This window comes from Cobetia sp. 1CM21F, from assembly GCF_023161745.1.
In the GTDB taxonomy this organism is placed as follows: domain Bacteria; phylum Pseudomonadota; class Gammaproteobacteria; order Pseudomonadales; family Halomonadaceae; genus Cobetia; species Cobetia amphilecti.
Map to the genome: position 1 here is coordinate 39030 of NZ_JALNTQ010000007.1, position 13015 is coordinate 52044.

General features: G+C 64.7%; 9 protein-coding genes. 8 read left to right on the top strand and 1 reads right to left on the bottom strand.

Annotation, left to right across the window (positions count from 1 at the left end; genetic code table 11):
* The first annotated feature begins 66 nt into the window (after nucleotides 1-66).
* Nucleotides 67-1104: a LacI family DNA-binding transcriptional regulator gene (locus MSG32_RS16675; RefSeq protein WP_248380841.1), complete on the top strand. Its 1038-nt coding sequence runs from the start codon at nucleotides 67-69 to the stop codon at nucleotides 1102-1104.
* Between the two features lie 69 nt (nucleotides 1105-1173).
* Here the strand turns inward: MSG32_RS16675 and MSG32_RS16680 are convergent, their stop codons facing one another.
* Nucleotides 1174-1725 (bottom strand): gluconokinase, encoded by a 552-nt coding sequence (locus MSG32_RS16680; RefSeq protein WP_248380842.1) that lies wholly within the window; start codon nucleotides 1723-1725, stop codon nucleotides 1174-1176.
* A gap of 332 nt (nucleotides 1726-2057) precedes the next feature.
* Between MSG32_RS16680 and MSG32_RS16685 the strand changes: the two genes are divergently transcribed.
* From MSG32_RS16685 to MSG32_RS16715, 7 genes are all read left to right on the top strand, one after another.
* Nucleotides 2058-3416 (top strand): gluconate:H+ symporter, encoded by a 1359-nt coding sequence (locus tag MSG32_RS16685; RefSeq protein WP_248380843.1) that lies wholly within the window; start codon nucleotides 2058-2060, stop codon nucleotides 3414-3416.
* Nucleotides 3417-3783: 367 nt separating this feature from the next.
* Nucleotides 3784-5208 carry an efflux RND transporter periplasmic adaptor subunit gene (locus MSG32_RS16690; RefSeq protein WP_248380871.1) on the top strand — a complete coding sequence of 475 codons (1425 nt, stop codon included), beginning with the start codon at nucleotides 3784-3786 and terminating at the stop codon, nucleotides 5206-5208.
* Nucleotides 5205-8330 carry an efflux RND transporter permease subunit gene (locus tag MSG32_RS16695; RefSeq protein WP_248380873.1) on the top strand — a complete coding sequence of 1042 codons (3126 nt, stop codon included), beginning with the start codon at nucleotides 5205-5207 and terminating at the stop codon, nucleotides 8328-8330. The genes MSG32_RS16690 and MSG32_RS16695 overlap by 4 nt, the downstream gene beginning before the upstream one ends.
* Entirely contained in the window at nucleotides 8327-9745 is a 1419-nt protein-coding gene (locus MSG32_RS16700) for an ATP-binding protein (RefSeq protein WP_248380876.1), read from the top strand. The genes MSG32_RS16695 and MSG32_RS16700 overlap by 4 nt, the downstream gene beginning before the upstream one ends.
* A gap of 33 nt (nucleotides 9746-9778) precedes the next feature.
* Entirely contained in the window at nucleotides 9779-10522 is a 744-nt protein-coding gene (locus tag MSG32_RS16705; RefSeq protein ID WP_052384687.1) for a response regulator, read from the top strand.
* Nucleotides 10523-10721: 199 nt separating this feature from the next.
* On the top strand, nucleotides 10722-11117 hold the full coding sequence (locus MSG32_RS16710; protein WP_248380878.1) for a hypothetical protein: 396 nt from the start codon (nucleotides 10722-10724) through the stop codon (nucleotides 11115-11117).
* 286 nt (nucleotides 11118-11403) lie between these two features.
* On the top strand, nucleotides 11404-12576 hold the full coding sequence (locus MSG32_RS16715; RefSeq protein WP_248380881.1) for a hypothetical protein: 1173 nt from the start codon (nucleotides 11404-11406) through the stop codon (nucleotides 12574-12576).
* Nucleotides 12577-13015 lie beyond the last annotated feature (439 nt).

Below are 13015 nucleotides of genomic sequence, written 5' to 3' on the forward strand. Positions count from 1 at the left end.
AAGGCTTGCTCCCGGGCTGCCTTAACAGGGACACTCTTGTCCTCCTTCGCAGCCGCTTGAATATCCATGCCCTCTCAGCCTCACAAAGCTTCCCGCCTCAAGCGCGTCACCCTGGCCGATATCGCCGCCCGACTGGGCGTCACCAAGGTCACGGTGTCGCGCGCGCTCAATCAGCCCGAGAAGGTATCCGCCGCGATGCGCGAGCGGGTAACCGAATGCGCCCGCGAGCTGGGTTACATGCCCAATCGTCAGGCCGGCAGCCTCGCCAGCGGTCACTCGCGGCTGATCGCGCTGCTGATTCCGTCGCTCTCCAACGCCGTGTTCTCGGAGCTGCATCGCGGCCTGGAAGCCCCGCTGGCCGCCGCGGGCTATCAGCTGCTGATCGGCCATACCGGCTATTCGATGCAGGAAGAGGAGCGCCTGATCGAGACCTGGCTCTCCTTCGGCATCGACGGGCTGGTGCTGTGCGGCAGTCGCCATAGCCCTCGTACCCGCGAGATGATCGCGCGCTCGGGCTGTGCGGTGGTGGAGTGCATGGAGAAGCGCGAGACGCCCCTCGACATGGCGGTGGGACTGGACCAGCACGCCGCTGGCCGCGCGATGACCGAGGCCATGATCGCGCTGGGCCATCGCCATATCGGTTTTCTCGGTGCGCGCATGGACCGCCGCGTCGAACAGCGCTTGGGCGGCTGGCGTGCGGCGATGGAGGCCGCCGGCCTGTCGCAGCAGGCGCTGTTGACCACCGATGCCCCCTCCAGCGTGCGCATGGGCGGCAAGCTGCTCGACGAGATGCTGACCCGCTGGCCCGAGACCCAGGCCGTGTTCTGTTGCAATGACGACCTGGCGGCCGGCGGGCTGTTCGAGTGCCAGCGCCGCGGCCTGTCGGTGCCCGACCAGCTGGCGCTGGCCGGCTTCAACGGCCTGGAGATGACCCGCGGCACCTGGCCGCCGCTGGCCAGCGTGGTCACGCCACGCCGCGAGATCGGCGAGCGCGCCGCCGCCCTGCTGCTGGCGCGCTTGAGCGGTGATCTCGACGCCACGCCCCACGGCCTGTGGGAAGACCTGGGCTTCAGTCTGCAGACTGGCGGTAGCCTGTCCTCGTGAATACGTGGTGGCAGCCTCTAGTTGTGATACGCGGCAGTAACCTGTCGCCGTGAGACGTCTGGCGGCTGACTAGCGCTCCGGCGCGTCGAGGATCTGCTGACAGACACTCTCGACCAGCGCCTGAGGCGTAGCGCTGATGTCGAGGGTGTGGATGCGCCCTTCATCGTCGCCGGGCACCTCGAGCGTCGCCAGCTGGTTGTCGAGCATGTCAGCGCCCTTGAAGAAATGATCGGTTCGCGCCTCGAGGCGTTCCAGCAGCAGCTCGCGCGAGCCTTCGAGGAACACGAAGCCCAGTGCGGGGTCCCCGCCACGCAGTTGATCCCGATAACGTCGCTTCAAGGACGAGCAGGCCAGTACCAGACTGCGCCCGTCGCGACGCGCCGCCTCGATCAGCTCGGCCAGACGGGCCAGCCAGCCGTGGCGATCGTCGTCATCCAGCGGGATGCCGCGCGCCATCTTGGCCACGTTGGCCTCCCCGTGATAGTCGTCGCCATCGATGAACTGCGCGCCCAGGCACGCCGCCAGCTGCTGCCCGACGTGTGACTTGCCACAGCCCGACACCCCCATGACCACCAGACGCACGCCACCCTGAGCGGCCAGAGCCTCTGACCTGGTCGGCATCGACGCGACCGCTGATGCTCCTTCTGCCTGCTGCTGCATGAAAACCCTCTCCCCCTGAATGAAAACGATGGCCCACCAGCGTACCCGATGTTGCCGATCAATCCCTTGTCCGGCGCCTCGGGACGGCTGTCGCGCACTGAGCGACTGCCCGTTGGCGGACAGTCAGCTGCCAGACGCGACAGACTTTTGTCCCTCATGCACCTTTCGGATCATTGCGTAAGCGTTAATGTTACCGGTAACTTTCATCCTGCACGACCCACGACGCCTCACACAATACGCCTTTGGGCAATGGCCGATGATCACGCCGTTGCCAGCCGCAAGAGTTCGCCATCATGTCCCCAGATAGCACCCTCATCCTTGCCGCCCTCGGTGGCATTCTGCTGCTGCTTTACCTCGTCATGCGCCTGCGCCTGCATGCCTTCGTTGCCCTGCTGGTGGTGAGTCTGGGGGTCGGACTGGCCACCGGCATGCAGCCCGACGCCATCATCGACTCCGTCACCAACGGCATGGGCAACACCCTGGGTTTCGTTGCCACCGTGGTTGGTCTCGGCGCGATGTTCGGCAAGATGCTGGAAGTGTCCGGCGGTGTCGATCGCATGGCCAACACCCTGCTGGGGCGCTTCGGCACCTCGCGCTCGCAATGGGCGCTGGCGCTGACCGGCTTTCTGGTCGCGATTCCTGTGTTCCTGGATGTCGCCTTCATCATCCTGGTGCCGCTGGTCTATGCGCTGGCGCGCCGCAGCGGCCGCTCGCTGCTCTATTACGGCATCCCGCTGCTCGCCGGTCTGGCCGTGACCCACTCCTTCATTCCGCCGACCCCGGGGCCGATCGCGGTCGCCAAGCTGATCGGTGCCGATCTCGGCTACGTCATCCTGTTCGGGGCGCTGTGCGGTCTGCCGGCGATGATCGTCGCGGGGCCGATCTTCGGTCGCTTCATCGCGGCGCGCATCGACGCCAGAATCCCGGATTACATGGAAAATACCGGCAGCGTGATGAGCGATGAAGAGGTCAATCAGCGCGCCCCGGGCTTCGGTCTGATCCTGTCCATCGTGCTGCTGCCGCTGGCGCTGATCGTGCTCAACACCGTCTCGGGCTTCCTGTTCGGTGACGACAGTCCGCTGGTCGGCTGGCTGGGCTTCCTCGGCCACCCGTTCGTGGCACTGAGTCTGGCCACCCTGATGGCCTTCACCCTGCTGGGCACACGCCGTGGCATGACGCGCGAACAGGTGATGGAAGTCGCCACCAAGGCACTCGAACCAGCCGGCATCATCATCCTGGTCACCGGCGCGGGCGGCGTCTTCAAGCAGATGCTGATCGATTCCGGGGTCGGTGACGTGCTCGGCAACCTGATGGCCGACAGCAACCTGCCGCCGATCCTGCTTGCCTTCCTGATCGCCACCGCCGTGCGTGTCATCCAGGGCTCGGCCACCGTGGCGATGATCACCGCCGCCGGCCTGATGGCCCCGGTGATCGATACGCTGGCGCTGTCCGGCCCGGTACTGGGGCTGGTGGTGATCGCCATCGCCAGTGGCGCCACCGTGCTCAGTCACGTCAATGACTCCGGCTTCTGGCTGGTCAGCCGCTACTTCGGCCTCACCGAGAAGGAAACACTCAAGAGCTGGACGGTGATGGAAACCCTGATCGGCGTGATCGGCGTCTGCATGGCACTGCTGATCGGCCTGTTCATCTAGTTTATCCCGTTCATCCAGTTCAACTATTTCACCTATTTCAACTACTGAAATCTGGCCTGCCCGCGCGGTTCAGCCCGGCTGACAGGAGGGTTCATCTCGTCAGCAGGCGCCGCCCGCCAGGCGCACTCGTGAAAGCTGCCACTTCGTGTGGCAGCTTTTTTTGTGGGGCGCCAATCATGCAATGGCAGATTGCGTCTGTTGCACGCTATTTCCCATTTTGGCATTGCGCCTGAATGGCATCATGCGATCATCCACCCATTCGTCTGCCTTTCATGGCCATGATCCACCGCCCGCTCTGACCGACGCCAAAGCGACTGGCCAGAAGACGGCTGCGCATCAGGCCAGTCACTTTTCGTTCGGAGTCCGCATGGACCATAGCCCTGAGACGCCAGCGTCGTCTTCCGCGTCGCCCGCCCCTGCCGGCCGCCCCGCACCCTCCTCGCGGCGCCTGATCTGGGTGAGACTTCTGGCGCTGATCATTCTCGCGCTGGCGATCGCGCTGGCCGCCTGGTGGATGAATCATCGCCCCGGGGCGCCGAAGCGTGCCCCCAGCGAGGCGCCTGCGCCCACGGTCGAGGTAGTGACGGTCAGCCATGCCGCCAACGCCCCGACGCTTGAGGGCTTCGGCCGCGTGATCGCCGATCGTCAGACCACGGTCTCCACGCGCGTCAGCGGTCAGCTGGCGCCCTTCCCCGAAGGCATCGAGGCCGGCCGCGAAGTCCGCGAGAACCAGCTGCTGGCCAGTCTCGATCAACTGGATTATCAGCTGGCACTGCGTCAGGCCGAGGCGGATCTCGCCACGGCAGAAGCCAGCCTCGCCTCTGAAAAGGGCGAGCAGATCCGCGCCGCCTCGGAATACAAGACCTTCGGTCGCAACCTGCCGGCGGCCCAGAAAGCGCTGGTCCTGCGCGAACCTCAGCTCAAGTCGGCCCAGGCCGCCGTGGAAAGCGCCCGCGCCAGCCGCGATCAGGCCAAGCTCAATCTGGCCCGCACCGAGATTCGCGCCCCCTACGACGGCCTGATCAGCGAGCGTCTGGTCGGCGAAGGCAGCGACCTCAACGCCTTCACCGACCTGTTGACGCTGGTGGCCACCGACCGCTTCTGGGTGCGCCTCAATCTGCCGCAGGCCGACATGGAATGGCTCTCGACCCACGCCCGTGATGGCCAGGGCACGCCGGTACTGCTCTCGAGCAAGGCCTGGCCGGATGGCCAGCATCGCCGTGGCGAAGTGTGGAGCGTGCTGCCTTCGCTGGAAGACAACGGCCTGCTGACCCAGGTGATGGTGGCGGTGGAAGACCCGCTGGCGCTCAATGTCTCAGAGGAGGCGCGCGCCAGCACCCCGGCACTGCGCATCGGCGATGTGGTCGAGGCGACCCTGACACCCCAGCGCACCGCCTCGCTGATCGAACTGCCGATCAGTGCGCTGCGCAGCGGCCAGCAGGTCTGGGTGCTGACGGAGGACGGTCATCTCGAGAAGCGCTCGGTAGGCGTGCGCCATCTGGGCAATGACACCCTGCTGGTCGCCGACGGCCTGGTGGACGGCGAGCGCGTCATCACCAGCTCCCTGAGCAGCGTCGAAGCCGGCATGGCACTGCGCGCGCGCGGCGATGCGGCGACGCCGACCGCCAAGACAACTGATGCCGAGGCGGCTGACGACAAGACGACGGCTGGCGACACGAGCACCGCGACAGTTGAGAAGGACACGGCGACTGTCGACAAGAGCACCGCAGCTGGCGACAAGAGCGCCACGGTTGCCGACAAGAACGCCACGACCACCGGAAGTGACTCATGACGGCACAGTCGCGCCTCAAGGGCCCCATCCGCTGGATGCACGATCACGGCGTCGCCGCCAACCTGCTGATGCTGTGTCTGATTCTCGGCGGCCTGCTGATGTCCAGTCAGATCAAGAAGGAGGTCTTCCCCTCCTTCGAGCTCGAGATCATCAACGTCAGCGTCAGCTATTCCGGCGCCACGCCGGATGAAGTCTCCGAAAGCCTGTTGCAGGCGATGGAGTCCGCGGTACAGGACGTGGAGGGCATCGAGGAGATCACCGCCACCGCCGAGGAAGGCCTCGGCTCGCTGTCCATCGAGCTGCAGGACGGCGTCGAGACCATGCGCGCCTATCAGGACATCCAGCAGGCCATCGACAGCATCACCACACTGCCCGATGAATCCGACCCGCCCGTCTACTCGCTGGCGGGCCGCTCGCGCAGCGTGATGGAGCTCAAGCTGCATGGCCAGACCGATGACCAGACCCTGCGCAATGTCGCCGAGCGTCTGCGCCTGAGCCTGCTGGACAGCGACGACATCACCAAGGTGGAGCTGACCGGCATCCGTGACCGCGAGGTGCATGTCGCGCTGGAAGAAGGCGCGCTGCGTCGCTATGGCCTGTCGCATCAGGATATCGCGGGGCTGATCGGCAATCAGGCGCTCAACCTGGCCGGGGGCAGCCTCGATACCCAGCAGGGCGAATACCTGGTGCGCTATGAGGCGCGTCGCGACGGCGCCGCCGAGTTCGCGCAGCTGCCGGTGATCTCCAGCCAGGAAGGCAATGTCGTGCGTCTGGGCGATATCGCCACCGTCACCGACGGCTTCGCTGACAGTGACAAGGAAGTGCTCTACGACGGCGAACCGGCGATCGGTCTCGACATCTATCAGGTCGGCTCCCAGACACCCAACGAGCTGTCCGCCGCGACCATGGCGATGCTGCCGCAATTGACCGCCAGCCTGCCGCGCGGACTGACGCTGAGCGTCGAGGACGATGACTCGCTGATCTATCAGGACCGTCTGGAGCTGCTGCTCAAGAATGCCTGGATGGGCCTGGTGCTGGTGCTGGTACTGCTGGGGCTGTTCCTCGAGGCGCGTCTCGCCTTCTGGGTCACGCTGGGCATCCCCACCGCCTTCCTCGGCGCGATGCTGTTCCTGCCGCTGGTCGGCGTGTCCATCAACATGATCTCGATGTTCGCCTTCATCATCGCGCTGGGCATCGTGGTCGATGACGCCATCATCGTCGGCGAGAACATCCACTCGCACCGCGAGCGCGGCGCCAGCATGCGCGAAGCCGCCATTCTCGGCGCGCGCGAGATCGCGGTGCCGCTGGCGTTCTCGATCCTGTCCAACATCGTGGCCTTCATTCCGCTGCTGTTCCTGCCCGGCTTCCTCGGGCTGGTATTCGGCATCATCCCGCTGGTGGTGATCAGCATCTTCGCGCTGAGCTGGATCGAAGCGATCTTCATCCTGCCCGCGCACCTGGGCCACACCAGCGAGAAACCGATCCGCTGGCTGGCACCGCTGGACCGCGTGCGCCATGGCGTCCAGCACGGGCTCGAGCGCTTCACGCGTCGCCGCTTCCAGCCCTTCCTCGAAGGGTGCCTTAACTATCGTGGCCTGACCGCCATCTGCGGCCTGGCGCTGCTGGTGCTGGCGATGGCCTGGATGGCCAGTGGCCGCCTCGGCTTCTCGCTGATGCCGCGTGTCGAGTCCAACCGTGCCGGTGTCACCGCCAACCTGCCGGTGGGCAGCCCGATCAGCCAGGACCGCGAAGTGCGCACCCTGCTGCTGGACGCGCTGGAGCGGGTCCGCGAGCGCGACGACGCCCCCACGATCTATTCCACCAGCGCCGAGATCGAAGGCAACTCGCTGAGCATCATCGCCAATCTGGACACCACGGTGGAGGACAACTGGTCGCCCTCGCAGCTGATCACGGCCTGGCGTGAGGAAGCCGGCACCATCGCCAATACCGAGTCGCTGCTGTTCGAATCTGATATCGGCGGGCCGGGTCGCGGCGCGGGCCTCACCATCCGCCTCTCCTCGTCTGACAGTGGCGCGCTGATGGCTGCCGCCGAGTCGCTGGCGACGTCGCTTGAGGATTACAGCTCGCTGTCCGACATCGACAGCGGCCTGGATGACGGCAAGCGCGAGCTCTATCTGCAGCTCAATGCCTACGGTCGCTCGCTGGGACTGGATGGCGCTACCCTGGCCAACCAGCTGCGCGGGCCGCTGTCCGGCGCGACCGCCCTCAAGCAGCAGCAGGGTCGCAATGAGGTCGAGGTCAAGGTGCTGCTGCCCGAAGACCAGCGCGCAAGCCTCGCCCAGCTGGAGAACTTCGGCGTGCAGACCGGCAACGGTGTCAGCGTACCTCTGGGACTGGTGGCCGACATCGAGCAGGGACGCGCCGCGTCCAGCATCCTGCGCATCGACGGGCGCCGCGTGATCGAGGTCACCGCCAACGTCACCCCGTCCGATGCGGTCAGTCAGGTGATCACCAGCCTGGAAAGCGATATCTACCCTCAGCTGAAGAGCCAGTATCCGAGCCTGAGCATCGGCTATGGCGGGCGTCAGGAAGAGACCGCCGACAACCTGGGGTCACTGCAGGTGTCGTTGCTGCTGACGCTGGCGGCACTCTATCTGCTGCTGGCGTTGCCGTTCAGAAGCTACCTGCAGCCGCTGCTGGTGATGACGGCGATTCCCTTCGGCCTGATCGGCGCGGTCATCGGCCATCAGCTGATGGGCTATGGCCTGTCGGTGATCAGCCTGATGGGGATGCTGGCGCTGTCGGGTATCGTCATCAACGACGCCCTGGTGCTGATCGACTACGCCAACCGCCAGCGTCTGGCCGGTGCCACCGCGCGTGAGGCGATCATCATGGCGGCCACGCGGCGTCTGCGTCCCATCCTGTTGACGACGCTGACCACCTTCTTCGGCCTGGCGCCGATGATCTTCGAGACCTCGCGCCAGGCGCGCTTCATGATCCCGATGGCGGTCTCCATCGGCTTCGGCATCCTGTTCGCGACGGTGATCCTGCTGATCCTGGTGCCCTCGCTCTACCTGTTGCTGGAAGACCTGCAGCACAACCTGCGACGCCTGCTGGGGCTGCCGCCCCGCACCCCGCGTCATGAGGAGCAGCCATCATGATGCCCGCCGTCACAGCCTGGCGCTCACGGCTGTCCGTGCGGCTGTTCGTGATCCTGCTGCTGACCAATGTCGTGATCGGCGGCAGCATCTACATGTTCATCTCCCACAGCATGGACAGAGGGTTCGCGGAGTATCTGGAGCAGACCCAGCAGGAGCGCATCGAGCTGATCTCGTCCGATCTGGTCAGCGCCTACGCCGCGGAAGGCAACTGGGACTGGATGAAGAGCCGGCGCAACTGGGGACGCATCGTGCATTCCCAGGCGCCGCCGGACAGGTTCGAGATGCCGCCGGGCGCCAACATGAATCGCCCCCAGGACTACATGCTGCGCGATACCCGCGGCCAGCGCCTCAATGGGCCGCCGCGCCCCATCCCCGGCATGCGGTTCAAGGACCTCATGCTGGACGGCGAGAAGATCGGCGAGCTGGGCTACCTGCCGGTGAGTGAATTCCTGCGCCGCGGCAAGGACCAGTATCTGGAGCGTCAATCGCGCAATCTGGCGACCATCATCCTGTCCTCCACCTTCGCCTCGCTGCTGGCAGCGGCCGGGATCGCCTGGTGGCTGGGCCATCGGGTGCGTGACCTCGCCAGTGGCGCCAGCCGTCTGTCGAGTGGCGACTATGCCACCCGCCTGCCGGTGCGTGGGCGAGATGAGCTGTCGCGGCTGGCCGGCGACTTCAATGCGCTGGCGCAGACGCTGGAGACCAACCGCGATTCGCGCCAGCGCTGGGTGAGTGATATCTCCCATGAGCTGCGCACGCCGCTGGCGGTGCTAAAGGGCGAGATCGAGGCCATGCAGGACGGTATCCGCCCGATGAGCCAGGACAGCCTCGGCTCGCTGGAGCAGGAGGTGGATGCCCTCAACCGCCTGGTGTCGGATCTGCGCCTGCTGGCCCAGAGCGATGCCGGCACCCTGGAAGCCTGGCGCGAGCCGCTGGAGCTGGATGCCCAGCTCAGCGATAGCCTGGACGACCTGCGTGGCTGGCTGGAAGACAGCGGCATCCAGCTGGAGACCGACATCCAGCTGCCGCTGCGCGTTCAGGGCGACATGCAGCGCCTGCATCAGCTGTGGAGCAACCTGGCCAGCAATACCCGCGCCTACACCGACTCGCCCGGCAAGTTGAGGGTCAGCCTGCTGCGCGAGGCTGCCTCACCCGGGGATGGCGCCGGCCACCCCGGCTGGGCGGTCGTGCGCTGGGAAGACTCGAGCCCCGGCGTGCCAGAGGCCGAGCTTGCCCACCTCACCGAGCGCCTGTATCGGGTCGAGAACTCGCGCAATCGCTCCAGCGGGGGTTCCGGGCTGGGCCTGTCGATCGCCAGCGCGCTGGTCAGTGCGCATGATGGCCAGCTGGTGCCGGGCCAGTCATCGCTGGGCGGACTGCGATGGGACATTCGCCTGCCGCTGTTGTCTACTTGAAACAGTCATTTTCATCTGCAAGGACTCTTGACCATGAGCGACGTTCACGCCGACACCACTGACGCCCGGGCCGAGACCCAGAAACCGCTGATTCTGGTGGTGGAAGACGAGCCCAAGATCGCCAGCCTGCTGTGCGATTATCTGGACGGCAGCGGGTATCGCACCCGGCATGTCGACGACGGCAACGCCGTCATCGCGGCGGTCAATGACGAGACACCCGCCCTGGTATTGCTGGACCTCATGCTGCCGGGCACCGACGGCCTGACCCTGTGCCGTCAGCTGCGGGCCGAGGACAACCTGCTGCCCATCGTGATGCTGACCGCGCGGGTCGAGGAAGTGGACCGCCTGCTGGGGCTGGAGCTGGGCGCCGATGACTACATCTGCAAACCCTTCAGCCCGCGTGAGGTGGTGGCGCGCATCAAGGCCGTGCTGCGTCGCAGCCAGGCGCTTGATCAGACCCTCTCGCAGACCTCCGACAAGGGCCAGCTGGTGCTCAATGAGGAAGGTTGGCAGGCACTGGCCGATGGCAGTGACCTGGGCCTGACCGCAGTCGAGTTCCAGCTGCTCAAGGTGATGATGCAGTCGCCGGGGCGCATCTTCTCCCGCGACCAGCTGATGGACCACATGTACCGCGACCACCGCATCGTCTCCGAGCGCACGGTGGATTCCCACGTCAAGAAGCTGCGCCGCAAGATCGCCAATGTCTGGCCGGAGCGCGACGTGATTCGCTCCATCTATGGCGTCGGCTACAAGTTCGAGCCTGACGTGCTGGACTGATATCTCGCCTTGCGCAGGCCCTGAAACCTTTCAGAAACATGACAACCGCCGTCTGTGACCACAGACGGCGGTTGCGTTTTTGTTGCACCCACGGTGCGAACTTGCTGTCCAACTGCGACGGATACTGTCATCACTGCCTAAGCGAGAGCCATTTACTGCCGCTCAAGCGCGGGTCTACGCCACAAGTGAGGTATTCGTCATGTCCCACAGTCCTGCCAATCGTGCTCTCTCCCGCACTCGCCTGATCGGTGCCGGCGTACTGAGCGTCATGCTGATGGCATCACCGCTGAGCGTGACCAGTGCCAGCGCCGCCGATGTCTCGCTGAACGTGCTGCTGGATGGCATCAGCCTGAACGTCAGCCAGCGTGCCACCCTCGACAAGCAATATCGCCACTATCGCCAGCAACGTCAGGCCGCTAAAAGCCATCACGACGCCAAGGCGCTTGCCAAGGCGCGCAAGGCCTACCTGGCCGATGTCGATCGCGTCCTGAACCGCCATCAGACCCAGCGCTTCCACCAGCAGTTCGACCGCCACTATCCGGCGAATGCCCAAGCGAACGCCAAGGCAGCGAAGAAGCACCACCACGGCGGTTGATGGCAACCGCGTCTGAGCGCCCCGGGTTGAAACCTGGCGTCATCACCTTGATCAAGGACTCAGTCCCTACAGGATTCAGTCTCTACAGGATTCAGGCCACAAGCTCACGCTGCAGAACGACGACATAGAAAAGACGACGCAGAAAAGACACAGCAAGCCGTTGCATGTTCCGCCCAGGCGCGTTGCACGCAACCCCATGAAACGTTGCACAATGCCGGCACATTCACTGCTGATAATGCTCTTATCGCTTGATTCCGGCCCTTTATCTAGACACTCGGAGTACGCCATGAACCGCATTTCTCGCAAGCTCATCGTTTCCGGTCTGCTGACCGCCCTGGCACTGCCGATGACCGCCGTGGCCTCAAGCAACGACAAGCACCATGACGGCGCCGACCGCAAGGAAGGCCTCGACAAGATTCTCGCCAGCTGGCATCTCAGCGATGAACAGCAGCAACAGCTCGACGCACTCAAGCAACAGCAGATGGAAAGCCGCAAGCAGCTCAAGGAGCAGAAGTTCGACTCCCGCGAAGCGCGCCGCGACGCCATCCAGGCACAGCGTGAAGAACACAAGGCCGCCCTGGCAGAGATTCTCGACGAGAATCAGGTCAAGGTGCTCGAAGCCTACTGGGCTGCCGGCAAGCCGATGCACGGCAAACACATGGGCAAGCATGACGGCAAACGTCACGGCGAAGGCAAGCATGCCGACGAGCGTGGTGGCGAACGCGGCGGCAAGCACATGGCCGGCGAGCGTGGCGGCAAGCACATGGCCGACGACGGCAAGCAGCGCATGCAGCTGATGGGCGCCCTGTTCGACAGCTGGGACCTGGATGACGACCAGCGCAGCGCCCTCAAGGACTCCTTCAAGTCCATGCGTGACGACATGGAGTCACTCAAGAAGACCGACTTCGACTCGCGTGAAGCGCGCAAGGCCGCCTTCGAGGAACTGCGCAAGACCCAGCACGATCGTCTGGCCAAGGTGCTGGATGACGACCAGATCAAGGTGCTGGACCTGATGCACCAGCGTGACAAGCGCGGTCCGAAGATGGCTGACCGTCAGCAGCAGGAAGGCATGAAGGCGCTGCTGGCCAGCTGGAACCTGAGCGATGACCAGATGCAGGCGCTCAAGGAAGTCCGCAAGGAAATGCGTGACGAGATGCATGACAGCATGAAAGAGATGCACGACGACATGCGCGATGCCATGCAGGACGCCGACACCAAGCAGGAGCGTGTCGCCGCTCGCCAGGAAATGCGCAAGGAAATGAAGGAGCAGCGCCTGGAGCTGCGTGAGGAAGGCCGCGAGAAACTCGCCGATGTGCTGTCCGCCGAGCAGCTCGATGCGCTGGAAGCCTTCATGGCCAACGGCATGCGCCATCATGCTGGCAAGCATCATGGCGGCATGAAGGACGGCGACATGAAGCGCGGCCCGATGCATGACGCCGACCAGTCTGAAGATGCCTGAGTCAGGCCATCACCCGGCCAGCTGAAAGCCGGCTGATCGACAATCCGGCGAGGTAAGAATCGGGCGGTCGCGCCCCGGACGATCGCGCCCCGGACGATCGCGCCCCGAACACAGCCATTCAACTGCCCTGCTGATGTCACTTTCGCCGCCCCGGCCACGATTCTGTGGTCGGGGCGGCGTCGTTGTGTCCTTTTACCGACAGCGATTTTTCCGAGCACGACACCGCGCCTGCGAGGCTCTGCCATCGGGCCTCGCGGCGACGTGATCGCGACACGAGGATAAGCGAAAGCGACAGTTGCACTGCCTTTTTCCCCAAAGGGGGGTTATATTTTTATTGAACAATCAATTAAAATAATTCTGCAAGGCTTTGAGCATTACACGGCGTGATGATGTGAGTCGCGTTTTCCTGACTGCTGAGCTCCCCTCCGCTGCCGAGCTC

Excerpts from the sequence above, each read along its gene's own strand:
- MSG32_RS16675 (WP_248380841.1), top strand. The coding sequence starts at position 67 with ATGCCCTCTCAGCCTCACAAAGCTTCCCGCCTCAAGCGCGTCACCCTG.
- MSG32_RS16680 (WP_248380842.1), bottom strand. The coding sequence starts at position 1,725 with ATGCCGACCAGGTCAGAGGCTCTGGCCGCTCAGGGTGGCGTGCGTCTG.
- MSG32_RS16685 (WP_248380843.1), top strand. The coding sequence starts at position 2,058 with ATGTCCCCAGATAGCACCCTCATCCTTGCCGCCCTCGGTGGCATTCTG.
- MSG32_RS16690 (WP_248380871.1), top strand. The coding sequence starts at position 3,784 with ATGGACCATAGCCCTGAGACGCCAGCGTCGTCTTCCGCGTCGCCCGCC.
- MSG32_RS16695 (WP_248380873.1), top strand. The coding sequence starts at position 5,205 with ATGACGGCACAGTCGCGCCTCAAGGGCCCCATCCGCTGGATGCACGAT.
- MSG32_RS16700 (WP_248380876.1), top strand. The coding sequence starts at position 8,327 with ATGATGCCCGCCGTCACAGCCTGGCGCTCACGGCTGTCCGTGCGGCTG.
- MSG32_RS16705 (WP_052384687.1), top strand. The coding sequence starts at position 9,779 with ATGAGCGACGTTCACGCCGACACCACTGACGCCCGGGCCGAGACCCAG.
- MSG32_RS16710 (WP_248380878.1), top strand. The coding sequence starts at position 10,722 with ATGTCCCACAGTCCTGCCAATCGTGCTCTCTCCCGCACTCGCCTGATC.
- MSG32_RS16715 (WP_248380881.1), top strand. The coding sequence starts at position 11,404 with ATGAACCGCATTTCTCGCAAGCTCATCGTTTCCGGTCTGCTGACCGCC.